At 67.3% G+C, this 16,817-nt stretch carries 16 protein-coding genes and 2 riboswitches; of the genes, 10 read left to right on the top strand and 6 right to left on the bottom strand.

The genetic code is table 11. The features are described 5' to 3' along the window. Window positions 1–3 precede the first annotated feature (3 nt). Window positions 4–1,053, top strand: coding sequence for an LLM class oxidoreductase (locus NJD74_RS12685; RefSeq protein WP_319624296.1), 1,050 nt, complete (start codon window positions 4–6; stop codon window positions 1,051–1,053). A gap of 41 nt (window positions 1,054–1,094) precedes the next feature. On the opposite strand, the gene NJD74_RS12680 is transcribed toward NJD74_RS12685, so the two are convergent. Further along, entirely contained in the window at window positions 1,095–1,379 is a 285-nt protein-coding gene (locus tag NJD74_RS12680) for a hypothetical protein (RefSeq protein WP_319624295.1), read from the bottom strand. Window positions 1,380–1,509: 130 nt separating this feature from the next. Between NJD74_RS12680 and NJD74_RS12675 the strand changes: the two genes are divergently transcribed. The 6 genes from NJD74_RS12675 (at window position 1,510) to NJD74_RS12650 (ending at window position 5,378) form a co-directional block, all read left to right on the top strand. Continuing rightward, window positions 1,510–2,004: a MarR family transcriptional regulator gene (locus NJD74_RS12675; RefSeq protein ID WP_070472158.1), complete on the top strand. Its 495-nt coding sequence runs from the start codon at window positions 1,510–1,512 to the stop codon at window positions 2,002–2,004. Continuing rightward, window positions 2,001–2,741 (top strand): DNA alkylation repair protein, encoded by a 741-nt coding sequence (locus NJD74_RS12670; RefSeq protein ID WP_319624294.1) that lies wholly within the window; start codon window positions 2,001–2,003, stop codon window positions 2,739–2,741. The genes NJD74_RS12675 and NJD74_RS12670 overlap by 4 nt, the downstream gene beginning before the upstream one ends. A gap of 14 nt (window positions 2,742–2,755) precedes the next feature. Then, the gene (locus tag NJD74_RS12665) at window positions 2,756–3,103 is read left to right on the top strand and encodes a DUF6616 family protein (protein ID WP_319624293.1); all 348 of its coding nucleotides are present in this window, start codon (window positions 2,756–2,758) and stop codon (window positions 3,101–3,103) included. Between the two features lie 272 nt (window positions 3,104–3,375). After that, window positions 3,376–4,449 carry a 3-deoxy-7-phosphoheptulonate synthase AroG gene (gene aroG / locus NJD74_RS12660; protein WP_070472152.1) on the top strand — a complete coding sequence of 358 codons (1,074 nt, stop codon included), beginning with the start codon at window positions 3,376–3,378 and terminating at the stop codon, window positions 4,447–4,449. Between the two features lie 179 nt (window positions 4,450–4,628). Beyond that, window positions 4,629–4,898 (top strand): DUF1778 domain-containing protein, encoded by a 270-nt coding sequence (locus NJD74_RS12655; protein ID WP_070426052.1) that lies wholly within the window; start codon window positions 4,629–4,631, stop codon window positions 4,896–4,898. Between the two features lie 3 nt (window positions 4,899–4,901). Next, complete coding sequence (locus tag NJD74_RS12650) at window positions 4,902–5,378, top strand: GNAT family N-acetyltransferase (protein ID WP_070472148.1); 477 nt, start codon at window positions 4,902–4,904, stop codon at window positions 5,376–5,378. Between the two features lie 15 nt (window positions 5,379–5,393). Here NJD74_RS12650 and NJD74_RS12645 read toward each other — a convergent pair whose 3' ends face one another. The 4 genes from NJD74_RS12645 to NJD74_RS12630 form a co-directional block, all read right to left on the bottom strand. Continuing rightward, window positions 5,394–8,459 (bottom strand): efflux RND transporter permease subunit, encoded by a 3,066-nt coding sequence (locus NJD74_RS12645; protein ID WP_319624292.1) that lies wholly within the window; start codon window positions 8,457–8,459, stop codon window positions 5,394–5,396. Further along, window positions 8,456–11,563, bottom strand: coding sequence for an MdtB/MuxB family multidrug efflux RND transporter permease subunit (locus NJD74_RS12640; RefSeq protein ID WP_319624291.1), 3,108 nt, complete (start codon window positions 11,561–11,563; stop codon window positions 8,456–8,458). Before NJD74_RS12640 ends, NJD74_RS12645 begins: the two co-directional genes overlap by 4 nt. Then, the gene (locus NJD74_RS12635; RefSeq protein ID WP_319624290.1) at window positions 11,560–12,726 is read right to left on the bottom strand and encodes an MdtA/MuxA family multidrug efflux RND transporter periplasmic adaptor subunit; all 1,167 of its coding nucleotides are present in this window, start codon (window positions 12,724–12,726) and stop codon (window positions 11,560–11,562) included. The genes NJD74_RS12640 and NJD74_RS12635 overlap by 4 nt, the downstream gene beginning before the upstream one ends. 203 nt (window positions 12,727–12,929) lie before the next feature. After that, complete coding sequence (locus tag NJD74_RS12630; RefSeq protein WP_019183564.1) at window positions 12,930–13,547, bottom strand: trimeric intracellular cation channel family protein; 618 nt, start codon at window positions 13,545–13,547, stop codon at window positions 12,930–12,932. 94 nt (window positions 13,548–13,641) lie between these two features. Continuing rightward, window positions 13,642–13,733, bottom strand: a riboswitch (glycine riboswitch). 20 nt (window positions 13,734–13,753) lie between these two features. Continuing rightward, window positions 13,754–13,836, bottom strand: a riboswitch (glycine riboswitch). 44 nt (window positions 13,837–13,880) lie between these two features. Between NJD74_RS12630 and NJD74_RS12625 the strand changes: the two genes are divergently transcribed. After that, window positions 13,881–14,150, top strand: coding sequence for a GIY-YIG nuclease family protein (locus tag NJD74_RS12625; protein ID WP_102788588.1), 270 nt, complete (start codon window positions 13,881–13,883; stop codon window positions 14,148–14,150). 86 nt (window positions 14,151–14,236) lie between these two features. After that, a complete protein-coding gene (locus NJD74_RS12620; RefSeq protein WP_070472132.1) occupies window positions 14,237–14,581 on the top strand; it encodes a ribonuclease E inhibitor RraB in 345 nt (114 codons plus the stop codon). On the opposite strand, the gene NJD74_RS12615 is transcribed toward NJD74_RS12620, so the two are convergent. After that, on the bottom strand, window positions 14,582–15,874 hold the full coding sequence (locus NJD74_RS12615; protein ID WP_102788586.1) for an NAD(P)/FAD-dependent oxidoreductase: 1,293 nt from the start codon (window positions 15,872–15,874) through the stop codon (window positions 14,582–14,584). Between the two features lie 162 nt (window positions 15,875–16,036). On the opposite strand from NJD74_RS12615, the gene NJD74_RS12610 reads away from it, so the two are divergent. Further along, window positions 16,037–16,798 carry an NYN domain-containing protein gene (locus NJD74_RS12610; protein WP_102788585.1) on the top strand — a complete coding sequence of 254 codons (762 nt, stop codon included), beginning with the start codon at window positions 16,037–16,039 and terminating at the stop codon, window positions 16,796–16,798. Window positions 16,799–16,817: the final 19 nt, after the last annotated feature.

Genomic DNA, 16,817 nt, shown 5'->3' with positions numbered 1-16,817 from the left:
ACGATGACCCTGTTGACTGATATCACCCCGATGCAGGCGCCACTGACCGGCGCATCCGCACCGACGTTCGCCCGCCATGCCGGTTACCAGCGCATGTTCCGCGAGGGGGCGCTGACGCTGGGTGTGTTCCTGCCCCTGCGCTTCTATCAAGGCGACATGCAGGTGCTGGCCGGGCAGGCGGATCTGGTGAGCCAGCTCGACCGTGACGGCTTCGCTGCGGCCTGGGTGCGCGATGTGCCGCTGTTCGATCCTCTGTTCGGCGATGCCGGGCAGGTGTTCGATCCGTTTACCTATCTGGCCTTCCTGGCGGCACGCACGAAGCGGCTGGCGCTGGCCACGGGCAGTGCGATCTTCTCGCTGCGCCACCCGATCGATCTGGCCAAGTCGGCCACCACCATCGACCAGCTGTCCGGTGGGCGCCTGGTGCTGGGCATCGCCTCCGGCGATCGTCCGGTCGAGTTCCCCGCGTACGGTCTGGAGCATGCCGACCGCGGCCACCGCTTCGCCGATTCGGTGCTGTACGTCAGGCAGCTGATGCAGCACGGTCCCTTGCATATCGACTCGCCACTGGGCGCGCTGCAGGGCGTAGAGCTGTTGCCCAAGCCGGTGGCCGGGGCGATTCCCCTGCTGGTGACCGGCACCTCGCGCCAGACACTGGACTGGGTCGGGCAGCATGCCGATGGTTGGCTGACCTATCCCGAGGCAACCCATCACGCGGGCGGACCGCGGCGCCTGGCCGACAAGATCCAGGCATGGCGCCGTCTCATCCCCGACGGTGGCTTCCGCCCGCATGTCACCAACGAATGGCTGGATCTGGTCGAGGACCCGAACCATCCCCGCACGCCGCTCAATGGCGGCTACACGCTGAGAACCGGCCGCAACGGATTGATCGATCTGCTGGGCGAGTGGCAGCGTGCCGGCGTGAACCATGCTGCGCTGGGCATCCAGTTCTCGCAGCGCCCGGCGGCCGAGGTGCTGCAGGAACTGGCCGAGTACGTACTGCCGTTGTTTCCTTCGCATGACCGGGCGCTGCCGGCCGGCACGCGCTGGTAGGCATGCCCTCCGCTCCGCCATGCGGGGCGGCGCGGCATGTGTCAGGCCGCAGAACGCACCGCGCGCCGACGCTCGCGCCAAGCGAGGCCGAGATGCGCAAGCAGGAAGGACAGTGCGCCGCCCACCAACATTCCCTGCGCGTACGCCATGGGCAGCCATATCGCTGCCGCCGCGCCGAGCGCCATGCCGACCAGGCTGACGGCGGCGGCAACGCGTTGCCGCGCCAGGTGCTGCGCCTGCGCGCGCTGACGTTGCTGGACGGCCTCGCGCTTGTCGTCCGGCCGCAGGATGGCCTGGGCGATCGCGTCAGCTTGGGAAGGGGTCATCTACGCATCCTTGTGGTTGATCCTGGCCCGGATCTTCGCCTGTCACCGGGGCGAGGTAAAGCGCGGCGGGGTGTCAGACAAGTCGCAGGAGCGGTATAATTAGCCGCCGTACTATTCCGGATCCGCCTGCATGCTGGAAATCAAACACCAGGCTTTCCTGACCGAACTGGCGCGTCGTGGCCAGCCGGATACGGGGGAATTGGCGCTGTGTTTCCAGGTGCTGTCGCTGGCCAGTGCGATCGACCAGGACTGCGCGAGTCGTCTGGCACCGCTGGGCCTGAGCGAAGGGCGTTTCGTGCTCCTGTTCCTGCTGCGCGGTGCGGATACGGCCTTGTCGCCCCACCAATTGGCCGAGCGCGCCGGCGTCACCCGTGCCACCGTTACCGGCCTGCTGGATGGCCTGGAGCGCGAACACCTGGTGAGCCGCCACAGTGATCCGGATGACAAACGCCGCATCCATGTACGGCTGACCCCGGCGGGTCAGGCACTCGCTGCGCAACTGTTCGACCAGCAGACCGACTGGATCGCCTCGCTGTTCGCCGACATCAGCCCCAGGGAACGGCGCACGCTTAGCACGCTGTTGCAACGCGTGTGGTCGCGCACTGACGCAGGACGTGCCGCATGAAACCGCCCGTCACCCGCGAGCGACGCGGACAGCTGGATCGCGGTGAAGCCGAAGCCACGCATCTGACCGAAGTGCTGGCCGTCGATTTCGCCAAGCTGATGGCCAATGTCGCCCCTGATTTGCCCGCGTCGGCGATCACCCCGATGCGCAACGCTGCCAAGCGCGGCATCACCCTGCGCATGCAGGGCGCCGCCACGCTGCTGCGCGTGCACGGACACGGCGATCACGCGCGGTGGTCGCGCCATGCCAGTGACACGGTACGTGGCTGGGCCTGCTATCTGATTGGTAGCGACCCGGGGTTGTCACTGGAGCACAAGCTGGATGCGCTGCGCGCACTGGCCGACGATGCGCACTTCGGCGTCCGCGAGTGGGCATGGCTGGCCGTGCGTCCGCATGTTGTCGCCGAACCCCTGCGTGTACTCGCGCACCTGCACGGCTGGACCACCGACGTCTCACCCAACGTGCGTCGCTTCGCCTGCGAAGCGCTGCGCCCGCGGGGCGTGTGGGCTGCGCACATCACCTTGTTCAAGCAGGAGCCGCAACACGCGCTGCCGCTGCTGCAGGCGCTGTGCTGCGATGCCTCGCGCTATGTGCAGGATTCAGTCGGCAACTGGCTGAACGATGCGGGCAAAAGCCAGCCTGACTGGGTCCGCGCGCTGTGCAGCGAATGGCAGCAGCACCACGCCGATGATCCGGCCAACACCTATATCCGCAAGCGCGCACTGCGCTCGCTCTGACCTCAAGGAATGCCATGTCGCACATGTTGATCGAGCTCTACACCGCCACCCCCGCCTGGACCGCGCTGGACCCGGTGTCGCGCGGGGCGTTCTTCGCCCGCATCGGCGCCGGCATGCAGCACGTGGATCCGGCCCGCATCACGCCGGTGGCGATGGGCCGCATCGAACAGGACGTTCCGCACACCACGGCCGAGCAGTTCTATGCGGTGTGGCAGTGCGCCGAACGGCTCGATGCCGATGACTTGCTGGCCGCGATCGGCGCTACCGGGTGGCACGAGTACTTCACCACGACGCACGCGGTGGGGGCAGCAGGCACGCTGCAGCAGCACCTGGCCGAGCTGGCGGCGTTGCCGCGGGGGTGAGCGCACCGCTCGCGGGGAGGGGCCTGAACCGATGCCGCAGTTGCGAATGAAACAGTTGGCACCTCCAAACCCCTGTGTTATCAATACTCCCCAATGAACGCACGCCCCGCCAATTCCTACTTTTGGTATTACTTTCCGAAGCCACCGGCGGAGGAAGGCATGCGCTCACCCTGAAGAAACCTTCAGACGCATTCCCGAAAGCCGCCAGCGCACCTGGCGGCTTTTTTGTTGCCGCCGCGCTGGGGACCCCCACTTCCAAGGAGTTTTCCCCCATGCCCCCGCACACCGATGACCTGCGCATCCGCAAGATCGAACCGTTGACCCCGCCGGCCCAGCTGCTGGCCATGCTGCCCTGCGACGATGAAGCCTCCGATACGGTCAGCGCCTCGCGCACGGCCCTGCACGAGATCCTGCACGGCCGCGATGACCGCCTGGCGGTAGTGATCGGCCCGTGCTCGATCCATGACCCGGTGGCCGCCATCGAATACGCTCAGCGCCTCAAGCCGCTGCGCGATGCCTACGCCGACGAGCTGGAAATCGTCATGCGCGTGTACTTCGAGAAGCCCCGCACCACGGTGGGCTGGAAGGGCCTGATCAACGATCCGGACCTGGACGGCAGCTTCAACATCAACAAGGGCCTGCGCGTGGCGCGCGGTCTGCTGCGCGACATCAACAAGCTCGGCCTGCCGGCCGGCGTTGAATTCCTCGACGTGATCTCGCCGCAGTACATCGCCGACCTGGTCGCCTGGGGCGCGATCGGCGCGCGGACCACCGAAAGCCAGGTGCATCGCGAACTGGCATCGGGATTGTCGTGCCCGGTCGGGTTCAAGAACGGCACCGACGGCAACATCAAGATCGCTGCCGATGCGATTGGTGCGGCCTCCAACCCGCATCACTTCCTGTCGGTGACCAAGGAAGGCGGCACCGCCATCGTGGCCACCGCCGGCAACCCGGACTGTCACGTGATCCTGCGCGGCGGCAAGACGCCGAACTACGATGCCGACCACGTGGAAGCGACCAGCCAGACGCTGGCCAAGTCGCACCTGGCCGCACGCATCATGATCGATGCCAGCCACGCCAACAGCAGCAAGAATCCGGAGAACCAGCCCAAGGTCATCGCCGACATCAACGCGCAGCTGGCCAATGGCGAAGAGCGCATCGTCGGCGTCATGGTGGAGAGTCATCTGGTGGCCGGCCGGCAGGACCTGGTGGACGGCCAGCCGCTGACCTACGGCCAGAGCATCACCGATGGCTGCATCGGCTGGGACAGCTCGCTGGCGGTGCTGGAGAGCCTTGCCGAGGCAGTGCGGGCACGGCGGGCGGCGCGGATCAGCGAGGCGGCGTAACGGGTGGGGGCGCCCCCATTCGCGGGGCGCTCAGGCCTACGGTTTTCCGGGGAAACTCCCGATTTTCCATGGAGAGCCAACGGATTACCCTTGCCTTACGATCTGAGAAGAGGGGGGAGCCGTTGAGCGATCATCCAGTTGTGTGTACATTGTATGCACAGACCTCCGGAGCGCCTCCCGTGGCCCTCGCCAGCAAAGTCATCAACTTCCGGGCGCCCGCCGACAAGCAGGCGCTGATCGACCGCGCCGTTGAGGTTACCGGGGTGAGCCGAACCGAGTTCATTCTGGATGCTGCCTGTGAGAAGGCGCGGGAGGTACTCGCGGACCAGACACAGTTCTCCCTGGATCCTCAGCAGCTGCGACGCTTTAATGCGTTGCTGGATGCACCGCTGGAAAACAACGCGGCCATCAGGAAACTGTTGAGCACGCCTGCACCCTGGGAGCGCTGAGCGTTGCGGTTGTCTGTGCCGCATGCGCTGGCTCAAGCGCATCGGTTGGAGCAGTTTCGATGCAGCGCGGCGGAGCTGACCTCGTGGTTGATGGAGCGTGCCCACCAGAACCAGGCATCGGGGGCATCGCGGTGTTTTGTTGTATGTGATGCGCAACACAATGTGGTGGGCTATTACGCGCTCGCTGCCGGCGGCGTTTCGCACCAGCTGGTTCCCGGTCGCCTTCGCCGGAACATGCCGCACCCCATTCCGGTCATCGTGCTGTGCAGGTTGGCCGTCCATGCCGACTGGGTCGGCCAGGGTGTCGGCGCGGGACTGCTGAAAGACGCTGTGCAACGCACGATGCAGGTCTGCGGGCACATCGGCGCGCGCGCCTTGTTGTGTCATGCGTTCGACGACACTGCCAAAGCGTTCTATCTCAAGCATGGCTTCATCGCGTCGCCGATGGATGGCAGGACGATGATGTTGCCTGTTGCATAGCGCGCCCGTTGATGATCACGCGGCGCGCCGCAGCTTCGCCAACGCCAGATAGATCGCCGGCGTGGTGTACAGGGTCAGCCACTGGCTGACCAGCAGGCCACCGACAATGGCAATGCCCAACGGCTGGCGCATCTCCCAGCCTTCGCCGGTGGCCAGCATCAGCGGCAACGTGCCCAGCAACGCGGCCACGCTGGTCATCAGGATCGGGCGGAACCGCAGTCGTGCCGCCTCGCAGATCGCCTCGTAGGACGACAGGCCGCGCTCGCGTTCGGCCGACAGCGCGAAGTCGATGATCAGGATGGTGTTCTTCATCACCACGCCCACCAGCAGGAACAGGCCGAGCAGCGAGATCAGGTTCAGCTCGTTGCCGAAGGCCATCAGCGCCAGCAACGCGCCTACGCCGGCCGAGGGCAGGGTGGAGAGGATCGCCAGCGGCTGCACGAAACTTTCGTACAGCACGCCCAGCACCAGATACACCGCCAGCATCGCGCCGAGGATCAGCCACAGCTGGCGCTCGCGCAGTTTCTCGAAGCCACCGGCCTCGCCGCTGAGCCGCGCCTGCACATGGGTGGGCAGCATGATCCTGGCCATGGCCTGGTCCACCGCTTTCACCGCCTGGTCCAGAGTGACGCCGGGCGCCAGCGCGAACTCGATCCAGACCGAGGCGAACTGCTGGCTGTGATAGATCCGGTCCGGCGCCATGCCGTACTTCCACCGCGCGATGGACGACAACGGCAGGCGCTGGCCGTCCTTGCCGATCACATGGATCTGCTCCAGCGTGGAAGGATCCTGGTTGTAGCGCGGGTCCAGCTCCATCACCACGCGGTACTGGTTGAGCGTGTCGTACAGCGTGGCAACCTGGCGTTGGCTGAAGGCATTGTTGAGCACGGAAGCGATCATGCGCATGTCCACGCCCAGGCGGGCGGCGGCATCGCGGTCGATGTCGAGCACCACCTGCCGCATGCCTTCATCGCCCTTGGATTCCACGTCGACCAGCTCGGGCAGGGCGCGCAGCGCATCGGCCACCCTGGGCGTCCACTGCCGCAGCGGTTCCAGCTCGCCGGAGAGCAGCTGGAACTCGTACTGGCCGCTGTCGCCGCTGCCTTCCAGCTTGATGTCCTGGTCCACCCACAGGAACATGCCGCCGCCCGGAATCTTCGGCATGTTGGCGCGCAGGCGGTCGATCACCTGCTGGCTGGAGACCTTGCGCTCGGCCAGCGGCTTCATCTTGATCATGATGAAGGCGTTGTTGACCCCGCTGCGGCCGCCGATGTACCCGATGATGTCGCTGATCGCCGGGTCGGCCAGCAGCAGCTTGCGGTAGGCCTCGATCTTGGGCTGCATCACCTGGAACGAGAGGCCGTCGTCGCCGCGCGCGAAGCCACGTAGCTGCGCGGTGTCCTGCTTGGGCACGATGCCCTTGGGCACCTGTTGGAACAGCCACACGTTCAGTGCGATCACACCGGCGAACAGCAGCAGCGGCAGCGCGAGCCAGCGCAGCATTGTCTGCAGGCTGCCCACATAGGCGCCGCGCAGACGCTCGAACAGCGCGGTGCCGGCGCGCTGCAGGCCATTGCCGGGGCCGGGCCGTGCCTGCCCGAGCAGGCGCGCGCACAGCATCGGGGTCAGGCTCAGCGAAACCAGCAGCGAGACACCCATCGCCGCCACCAGGGTCAGCGAGAACTCGCGGAACAGCTTCTCGACGAAGTCATCCAGGAACAGGATCGAGATGAACACCACGGCCAGCGCGATGTTCATCGACAGCAGCGTGGCACCGACTTCCCCCGCGCCCCGCAGCGCGGCGGTCATCGGTGAGGCGCCTTCTTCGCGATGGCGGGCGATGTTCTCCAGCACCACGATGGCATCGTCCACCACCAGCACCGCGGCCACGATCAGCGCCATCAGCGAGAGCGTGTTGAGCGAGAACCCGAGCAGGGCGATGATCGCCAGCGCGCCCAGCAGCGAGACCGGGATGGCAACGGTCGGCACCAGCGCCGCGCGCCAGTGGCCGAGGAAGGCCAGCACCACCAGCACCACCAGGGCGATCGCCAGCAGCAACGTCAGCTCGGCCTCGCGCAGGGTGGCGCGGATCACCGGCGAACGGTCCATCACCACCTGCATGTCGATGTTGGCCGGCAGCAGCGCCTGCAGCGTGTCCATCTGTGCCTGGATGGCGTCGACGGTCTCGATGATGTTGGCATCCGGCTGGCGGCTGACGATCAGCAGCACCGCCGGGCGCTCGTTGTGGAAGCCGCTGGCGTAGCGGTCTTCAACCCCTTCGCTGATCCCGGCCACGTCCTCCAGGTACACCGGGCGGCCATCGCGCATCGCCACGATCAGGCGGCGGTACTCGGCGGCGGTGCGCAGCTGCAGCGTCGCTTCCAGCTGCCACTGCTGGGCCTGGCTGGCGACGGTGCCCAGTGGCTTGAGTGCGTTGGCATTGCGGATCGCCGCGGCGATGTCGTCCAGCGCGATGCGGTGATGGTTGAGTGCATTGGGATCCAGCGAGACGCGCACCGCGGGCAGTGAGCTGCCGCCCACCTGCACCTCGCCGACGCCGGGAATCTGCGCCAGCTTCTGTGCGATCACGGTGGAGGCCACGTCGTAGATCTGGCCCGGCGCGAGGCTGTCCGAGCTCAGCGCCAGCGCCATGATCGGCGCCTGCGAGGGATTCACCTTGCGGTACTGGGGCATGCCCGGCATGCCGCTGGGCAGCTGCGCGCGCGCGGCATTGATCGCCGCCTGCACGTCGCGCGCGGCATCGTCCACGTTGCGGCCGAGCGCGAACTTGAGCTCGACCTGGGTCGAGCCCTGGGTGCTGGCCGAGTCGATCCCGGTCAATCCCGGGATGGTGCCCAGGGCACGCTCCAGCGGCGTGGCGACGTTGGCCGCCATCGATTCCGGACTCGCGCCCGGCAGGCTGGCACTGACGTTGATGGCCGGGTAGTCGACCTGCGGCAACGGCGCGACCGGCAGCAGGCGCAGCCCGAGCAGGCCGGCCAGCACCACCGCGACCGCGAGCAGCACGGTGGCGACGGGATGCCGGACGAACCAGCCGATCGCCCGCGACAGCGGACTCACGCCAGCGCCTCGTCAGCCCCGTCGGTCACCGGCGCCGGGCGCTGGCGGAAGCGGTCGAAGAACAGGTAGATCACCGGCGTGGTGAACAGGGTCAGCACCTGGCTGACGATCAGCCCACCGACCATCACCAGGCCCAGCGGCTGGCGCAGCTCCGCGCCCGAGCCACTGGCGAACATCAGCGGGATCGCGCCGAACAGCGCGGCCAGCGTGGTCATCAGGATCGGCCGGAAGCGCAGCAGCGCGGCCTGGTGGATCGCCTGGCGCGGCGCCATGCCGTGCTCGCGCTCGGCCTCCAGCGCGAAGTCGATCATCATGATCGCGTTCTTCTTGACCAGCCCGATCAGCAGCACGATGCCGATCACCGCGATCAGGTCCAGGCTGCGCCCGCTGACCAGCAACGCCAGCAACGCACCCACCGTGGCCGAGGGCAGGGTGGAGAGGATGGTGATCGGATGGATGAAGCTCTCATAGAGCACGCCCAGCACCAGGTACATCACCACCACCGCGGCCAGCACCAGCCACAAGGTGCTCGACAGCGACGCGCGGAACGCATCGGCCGCGCCCTGCAGGCGCAGTTCGACGCTGGCCGGCAGCCCGATCGCGGCGCGTGCACCTTCGATCGCCTCCACCGCTTCGCCCAGCGATGCCTCCGGGGTGAGGTTGAAGGAGAACGTCACCGCCGGGAACTGGCCGACATGGTTGATCAGCAGCTGCGCGGGGCGCTGTTCGATCCGTGCGATGCCGCCCAGCGGCACCTGCCGTCCGTCCGGACCGGTGACGTGCAGGCGTGCGATCGCATCCGGGCCGAAGGCCACGTCCGGGCGCGCTTCCAGCACCACGCGGTACTGGTTGGCCTGGGTGAAGATGGTCGAGATCTGGCGCTGCCCGAACGCGTCGTACAGCGCATCGGCGATGGTCTCCACGCTGATCCCCAGGCGCGCGGCGGCGACCCGGTCGATCACCACGTGTGCCTGCAGCCCTTGGTTCTGCAGATCGCTGGCGACGTCGGCCAGTGCCGGTGCCTGCTGCAGATGCTCGAGCAGGCGCGGCGTCCACGTCTCCAGCTGCGCGATATCCGGGCTGGTCAGGGTGAACTGGTACTGGGTCCGGCTGATCCGGTCTTCGATGCCCAGCTCCTGCACCGGCTGCAGGTACAGCCTGATGCCCGGGACATGCGCCACGCGCTGCTGCAGCCGCGCGATGATCGCCTGCGCATCGGCAGCGCGCTGTGCGTGCGGTTTCAATTCGATCAGCAGGCGCCCGCTGTTGAGCGTGGCGTTGTTGCCGTCCACGCCGATGAACGAGGACAGGCTGGCCACGTCCTCATCCTCCAGCAACGCCGCCGACAACGCCTGCTGGCGCTGCGCCATCGCCTGGAAGGAGATCGACTGTGGCGCCTCGCTGATGCCCTGGATCAGCCCGGCATCCTGCACCGGGAAGAAGCCTTTGGGCACCCACACGTACAGCAGTGCCGTCAGTACGAGGGTGGCGACGGTGGCGGCCAGCATCAGCGGCTGGCGCTGCAGCACCCAGTGCAGCTGGCGATCGTAGACCGCCACGACGCGATCGAACGGGTCACCCTGCTGCGCCGATTCCTGCCCATCCGCATCGCGGCGGGTGGCATGACCGGCCTTGAGCAGGCGCGCGCACATCATCGGCGTCAGCGTCAGCGAGACCAGCAGCGAGATGCCGATCGCCACCGCGAGCGTGATCGCAAACTCGTGGAACAGCTTGCCGACCACATCGGCCATGAACAGCAGCGGGATCAACACCGCGATCAACGACAGCGTCAGCGAGATCAGGGTGAAGCCGATCTGCCTGGCGCCCTTCAGTGCTGCCTGCATCGGCGTGGCACCGCGCTCCAGGTGGCGGGCGATGTTCTCCAGCATGACAATCGCATCGTCCACCACGAAGCCGGTGGCGATGGTCAGCGCCATCAGGGTGAGATTGTTGAGCGAGAAGCCGGCCAGCAGCATCACCCCGAAGGTGCCCACCAGCGACAGCGGGACCGCGATGCTGGGAATGATCGTGGCCGGGATGTTGCGCAGGAACACGAAGGTGACCATCACCACCAGCGCGATCGCGATGAGCAGCTCGTGCTGCACGCCGCGGATGGACGCGCGGATCGATTCGGTGCGATCGCTCAGGATGGTCACATCCACCCCGGCCGGCAGCGAGGCCTGCAGCTGCGGCAGCAGCGCACGCACCTGGTCGACCACGGCGATCACGTTCGCGCCGGCCTGACGCTGGATGTTGATCAGCACCGCCGGGGTGGTGCCCGACCACGCGGCCAGCTGGCGGTTCTCGGCGCCATCCTCGATGGTGGCCACGTCGCCCAGGCGCAGCGGTGCGCCGTCCTTCCAGGCCAGGATCAGGGCGCGATACTCGGCCACCGAGCGCATCTGATCGTTGGCATCGAGCATGATCGCGCGGGTCGGCCCGTCGAAGCTGCCCTTGGGCATGTTGACGTTGGCCGTGCCGATCGCGGTGCGGATGCTGGCCATGCTCAGGCCGTTGGCGGCCAGCGCCGAAGGATTGACCTGGATGCGCACCGCCGGGCGCTGCCCACCGGCCAGGCTGACCAGGCCGACGCCGGGCAGCTGCGAGAGGCGCTGGGCCATGCGCGTATCGACCAGATCGTGCACCTGCGGCAGCGACAGCCCCTGCGAGGTCACCGCCAGGGTCAGGATCGGGGTATCGGCCGGGTTGACCTTGCGGTACACCGGCGGCACCGGCAGGTCATCGGGCAGGAAGCTGTCGGCGGCGTTGATCGCGGCCTGCACTTCCTGCTCGGCCACGCCGAGCGCGACCTCCAGCGAGAACTGCAGCGTGATGACCGAAGCGCCGCCCGAACTGGTCGAGGACATCTGCTTCAGGCCGGGGATCTGCCCCAGCTGCCGTTCCAGCGGTGCAGTGACCGCGCTGGTGGTGACATCCGGGCTGGCACCGGGATACAGCGTGGTGATCTGGATGATCGGGTAATCGACCTGCGGCAGTGCCGCGACCGGCAGCAGGCGGTAGGCCATCACGCCGGACAGCAGCAGCGCCACCATCAGCAGCGTGGTCGCGACCGGGCGCTCGATGAAGGGGCGCGAGAGGTTCATGCGCCGGTCCGCGGCGGGTCCTGCTCCACCACCTCGACCTTGGCGCCTTCGCGCAGGCCGTCGATGCCTTCCACCACCACGCGCTCGCCCGCCTTGAGGCCTTCGCGCACCGAGACGCGTTCGCCATCGGCCGGGCCGAGCACCACGGTGCGCAGCGACGAGGTGTCATCGGCCGCGATCACGTAGACGTAGCTGCCCTTGCTGCCGAACTGCACGGCGGCATTGGGAATCACCACCGCATCACTGCTGCTGACCTGCAGGCGCACGTTGACGAACTGGTTGGGGAACAACGATTCATCCGCGTTGGCGAACTGCGCGCGCAGTTTGAGCGTGCCGGTGGCGGTATCGATGCGATTGTCCAGGCTGGAGAGCACGCCGTCGCCCAGCGCGGTGCGCTCCTCGCGGTCCCAGGCTTCCACGGTGAGCTGTGGATTGGCACGGGCGGCGGCGACCACCGCCGGCAGGTCCGGCTCGGGCACGGTGAACAGCACGCTGATCGGCGTGGTCTGGGTGATCGTGGCCAGCGGTTCGGTATCGCCACTGCGCACCAGGTTGCCGACATCCACATTGCGCAGGCCCATGCGTCCGGCCACCGGCGCGGTAATGCGGGTGTACTGCAGCTGCAGGCGTGCTTCATCCACCGCCGCCTGGTCGGTCTGGCGACGGCCCTGCAGCTGGCGCACCTTGCTCTGCTGATCACTGAGGTCCTGCGCGGAGACGAAGTGCTTGCTCTGCAGTTCGGCGAAGCGCTTGAGTTGGCTTTCGGCATTGTCCAGCTCGGCCAGGTTCTGCTGCTGGGTACCCAGCGCACGCGACAGCTGCACCTGGAACGGGCGCGGATCGATCTCGGCCAGCAGCTCGCCGGCGGTGACGTGCTGGCCCTCGGAGAATGCCAACCGCAGCAGTTCGCCATCCACGCGGCTGCGCAGGCTCACCGTATGCAGCGGGGTCACCGTGCCGAGCGCCTTCAGGCGCACCACCAGGTCTTCCTGCGTCGCAGTGGCCACGCGCACCGGGGTCGGCTGCGGGCCACCGGCGGGGCTGGCGGCAGGCGCGGGCGAGAGCAGCTTCCCTGCGGCGATCGCGGCCAGGCCGACGGCGGCAGCGATCAACAGCGGTTTGGCGAAACGACGGCGAGACGAGGCGGGCGTTGAAGCGGACATACGCATCCTGCGCACCCTCCACCGGAGCAGTGCGTCCATGGGGACCGGCCGAGTGCGGCAGGTCAACGGGGGAGAGGGTGTCTGGCGGGGCAGCGGGTGGAACACCGCCGCGTGGCTGGATGCCGTTCGATTGGAACGGGAGCGCCATGATACAGGGCCAGGCCGCTCAAGCTCCCGTGACCTTGGTCATGCCTGCGCGTGCGTCAATGCACCTCGTCGCGGTACACGAACTTCGGCATTTCCCATTTGAAGTGGATCGCCAGCAGGCGGAACAGGAAGCCGCCGCCCAGGCACCACAGCGTGGCCGCGTTGAGCGACACGCCGAGTTCCAGCAGGGTCAGGTAGGCCGCGCCGGTGAGCAGGGTGATCACGGCATACAGTTCTTTCTGGAAGATCAGCGGCACCTCGTTGCACAGCACATCGCGCAGCACGCCACCGAACGCACCGGTCAGCATGCCGGCGATCAGGATGATCGGCACGGTGTGCCCGCCCTCGCGTGCGACCGCGCAGCCGATCAGGGTGAACGCGATCAGGCCCAGGCCATCGAGCACCAGGAAGGTACGCCGGAAGTGGTGCATCCAGCGCGCCACCCAGGTCGCGATCAGCGCCGCGCAGATGGTGAAGCCCAGGTACTCCGGGTGCTTCACCCAGCCCAGCGGGTAATGCCCGAGCACGATGTCGCGCAGTGAGCCGCCGCCGAGCGCGGTGACGCAGGCGATGATGACCACGCCGAACAGGTCCATGCGGCGGCGGCCGGCCGACAGCGCGCCGGTCATGGCTTCGGCCGAGATGGCGATGAGGTAGATCAGGGAGAGCAGCATGGGGGTGGCTCCGGAAAGCACGTCAGGCGGGGACGGAAACGCACACGCATCACGCCAGCGCCGCTGCACTGTCGTGGGGGTGGGATTCCGTTGCCGCTCCCGCTGTCCTTTTGCCTGAGAGTTCGGTGGCCAAGGCCACGTGCCCCTTCGGCGGGTCATTGAAGACCTCTCTCCAGATCGGCGTGTCGGATGCATGGTTGGTGGCGTATCGAGCCACCGGCCTGAGCGATTATGGGAGCCTGCGCCTTCGGCGGGCGCCAGCGCGGCGCCTCTCTCCTGCATCCGGGGCGGATTCTAGCAGCCGCCGGGCCCGTGCCGGGGGATAATCCCGGTATGCCCGCTGAACCCGCCCTCTGGTACCTGTACCTGCTTGAATGCCGCAACGGCAGCTATTACGCCGGTATCAGCAACGACGTGGACGCGCGCTTCCAGGCCCATCTCGCCGGCAAAGGGGCGAAATACACGCGGGCCAACCCACCGGTGAAGGTGCTGGCGATGCGCGCCTACCCGGACCGCGCAGCCGCGTCGAAGGCCGAGTGGCAGCTGAAGCGGCAACCGCGCGAGCGCAAGCTGGCGTGGATGGCGCTGCCCGATCCCTCGTAGCCGCGCGTGCGGGTTGTTCGGGCCTTCGTTGGCGGCATACCATCGACCCTCGTTCGTTGATCCGCTTGCCCAAGCCCTGGAGTGCCATGTCCCGCGATCTGTCGTTGTACCCGGAAGATGAGAATGGCGATGTGCTCTGGAACATGCTGCAGGATGGCGACGATCTGTCGATTCCGCGCGAGGTGGATTTCGCGCTGATCTTTCCGACCCAGGATGTGGCGATCGCCTTCGCCGTGCACCTGCTCAAGAACGACCAGAAGGTGTCCTTCGCCGCCTACGAGGGCAACGACGACTACCCCTGGCAGGTGGTGGTGCATCCGCTGATGCTGCCGACCCACCAGAACATCGCCGGCTTCGAAGGTCTGCTGGCCAGCGAGGCGGTCTCCTACAGCGGCCAGGTGGATGGCTGGGGATGTCTGTCGCAGGGATGATCAGGGCGTGGGCGGTCGTTTCGGCCGGCGATCGTCCTGTGCATCACCGAAGATGATCCGTGCGCTGCGCTGGTAGCTCCAGTACGCCACCGCCCAGTTCAACAGCACCACCACGCGGTTGCGGAAGCCGATCAGGAAGAACACGTGCGCGGCCAGCCAGAACCACCAGGCCAGCACGCCGGAGAGCTGCAGCCGGCCGAGGTGGACGATCGCCGCCATGCGGCCGATGGTCGCCAGGTTGCCGAAGTCCTGGTATTTGAACGCACCCGGCGCGGGCTTGCCGGCCAGGCGTGCCTGGACGGTGGTGGCCACGTGCTTGCCCATCTGCTTGGCCGCCGGCGCGACGCCGGGCACCGGCTTGCCGTCGGCCTGGGTCAGTGCCGCCAGGTCACCGGCAACGAAGATCTCCGGGTGGCCCTCCAGGGTGAGGTCAGGCTGCACCGGCACGCGGCCGGCGCGGTCCAGTGGCACGTCCAACGTACGTGCCAGCGGTGAGGCGGCGACACCGGCGGCCCAGACCACGGTGCGGGCCTCGACGAAGCGCTCGCCGAGCTGGAAGCCTTCGGCAGTGATGTCGCTGACGGGGGTGCCGGTGAGCACTTCCACGCCCAGCTTTTCCAGCTGCCGCCGTGCCTTGAGCGAGAGCACCTCGGGGAAGGTCGACAGCACGCGCGGGCCGGCTTCGACCAGGCGGACCTTGGCCGAGGCGGGATCGATATGGCGGAACTCATTGCGCAGCGTGTGCCGCGCGATCTCGGCCAGGGTGCCGGCCAGTTCCACGCCGGTGGGGCCCCCACCGACCACGGCGAAACTCAGCCACGCCGCTTTGCGCGCGGGATCGGGTTCGGCCTCGGCACGCTCGAAGGCGAGCAGCAGCTTGCGGCGCAGCGCGATGGCATCGTCCAGCGTCTTCAGGCCCGGCGCATCGGCGGCCCATTCGTCGTGGCCGAAATACGCATGGGTGGCGCCGGTGCACAGCATCAGGGTGTCGTACGTAATCTGCGTGCCATCGGCCAGCGTCGCGGTGCGCGCTGCCTTGTCGATGTCGGTCACTTCGCCCAGCCGCACTTCAACGTTGCGCTGGTCGCCGAGGATGTGGCGCAGCGGTGCGGCGATATCCGGCGCGGACAGGCCGGCGGTGGCCACCTGGTAGAGCAGCGGCTGGAACAGATGGTGGTTGCGACGGTCCACCAGGGTGATGCGCACGTGCGCCGAGGCGAGGGCACGGGTGGCCCAGAGGCCGGCAAAACCGCCACCGATGATGAGCAGGTGGGGCGTGGGATCGCGGGTCATGCTTCACTCCTTGGCGGGCGCCGGCGGGGGGCGGCGCAGGTCGTCTCGTGATGCGGCCCATGGTCGCACGTGAAGCGCGATGTTCACGTCGATGGCCGATACTGGGTTCAGGGGCCATCGCACTTGCCCGATGGCCGATCCGATCCCGCCCAGGAGACCGAGATGTCCGAACCGGAAAAGCGCATCGCCCTGTTAATCGATGCCGACAACGCGCCCTCGTCCAAGATCGATGCGGTGCTGGCCGAAGTCGCCCGCTATGGCGTGGCCAATGTCCGCCGCGCCTACGGCAACTGGAAGAGTCCGCGCTTGAAAGGGTGGGAATCGGTGCTGCACGAATACGCGATCCGCCCGATCCAGCAGTTCGCCTACAGCCGCGGCAAGAACGCCTCGGACATGGCCATGGTGATCGACGCGATGGACATGCTGTACGCCCGCAATCTGGACGGTTTTGCGATCGTCTCCAGCGACGCGGATTTCACCCCGCTGGTGATGCGCCTGCTGACCGACGGGGTGAAGGTGTACGGCTTCGGCGAAAAGAAAACGCCCGAGCCGTTCGTCAACGCCTGCTCTAAGTTCACCTACATCGAAGCCCTGGGTCAGCCGCATGCGGCCGATCAGGAAGTGGAGCAGGACAACGAGGAAACCCGCCCGCGCAAGAGCGGCCCGGAGCTGCGCAACGACACTCGCCTGGTGCAGATGCTGCGCCGCGCGGTGACCTCGGCCGAAGCCGAGGATGGCTGGTCACACCTGGGCCCGGTCGGCAGCCAGATCGGCAACCAGGCCTCCTTCGATTCGCGCAATTACGGGTACGGCAAACTCAGCGATCTGCTGGCCGCGACCGGCCTGTTCGAGATGAAGAAGGACGGCAAATCGACGTATGTGCGCGCGCTGCCGAAGAAGAGTGCGGCGAAGGCGACGAAGTAACAGCCCGCCGTTGGGCGTA

Origin of the sequence: Stenotrophomonas sp. RG-453, assembly GCF_033843685.1 — a bacterium.
Taxonomy (GTDB): domain Bacteria; phylum Pseudomonadota; class Gammaproteobacteria; order Xanthomonadales; family Xanthomonadaceae; genus Stenotrophomonas; species Stenotrophomonas bentonitica_A.
This window is presented reverse-complemented; position numbering and strand designations above follow the sequence as displayed.

What these genes read in the sequence shown, in the direction of transcription:
- NJD74_RS12670 (WP_319624294.1), top strand. Translation starts at nt 2,001, where the DNA reads ATGAAACCGCCCGTCACCCGCGAGCGACGCGGACAGCTGGATCGCGGT.
- NJD74_RS12610 (WP_102788585.1), top strand. Translation starts at nt 16,037, where the DNA reads ATGTCCGAACCGGAAAAGCGCATCGCCCTGTTAATCGATGCCGACAAC.
- NJD74_RS12675 (WP_070472158.1), top strand. Translation starts at nt 1,510, where the DNA reads ATGCTGGAAATCAAACACCAGGCTTTCCTGACCGAACTGGCGCGTCGT.
- NJD74_RS12685 (WP_319624296.1), top strand. Translation starts at nt 4, where the DNA reads ATGACCCTGTTGACTGATATCACCCCGATGCAGGCGCCACTGACCGGC.
- NJD74_RS12680 (WP_319624295.1), bottom strand. Translation starts at nt 1,379, where the DNA reads ATGACCCCTTCCCAAGCTGACGCGATCGCCCAGGCCATCCTGCGGCCG.
- NJD74_RS12625 (WP_102788588.1), top strand. Translation starts at nt 13,881, where the DNA reads ATGCCCGCTGAACCCGCCCTCTGGTACCTGTACCTGCTTGAATGCCGC.
- NJD74_RS12630 (WP_019183564.1), bottom strand. Translation starts at nt 13,547, where the DNA reads ATGCTGCTCTCCCTGATCTACCTCATCGCCATCTCGGCCGAAGCCATG.
- NJD74_RS12615 (WP_102788586.1), bottom strand. Translation starts at nt 15,874, where the DNA reads ATGACCCGCGATCCCACGCCCCACCTGCTCATCATCGGTGGCGGTTTT.
- aroG (WP_070472152.1), top strand. Translation starts at nt 3,376, where the DNA reads ATGCCCCCGCACACCGATGACCTGCGCATCCGCAAGATCGAACCGTTG.
- NJD74_RS12665 (WP_319624293.1), top strand. Translation starts at nt 2,756, where the DNA reads ATGTCGCACATGTTGATCGAGCTCTACACCGCCACCCCCGCCTGGACC.
- NJD74_RS12620 (WP_070472132.1), top strand. Translation starts at nt 14,237, where the DNA reads ATGTCCCGCGATCTGTCGTTGTACCCGGAAGATGAGAATGGCGATGTG.
- NJD74_RS12635 (WP_319624290.1), bottom strand. Translation starts at nt 12,726, where the DNA reads ATGTCCGCTTCAACGCCCGCCTCGTCTCGCCGTCGTTTCGCCAAACCG.
- NJD74_RS12640 (WP_319624291.1), bottom strand. Translation starts at nt 11,563, where the DNA reads ATGAACCTCTCGCGCCCCTTCATCGAGCGCCCGGTCGCGACCACGCTG.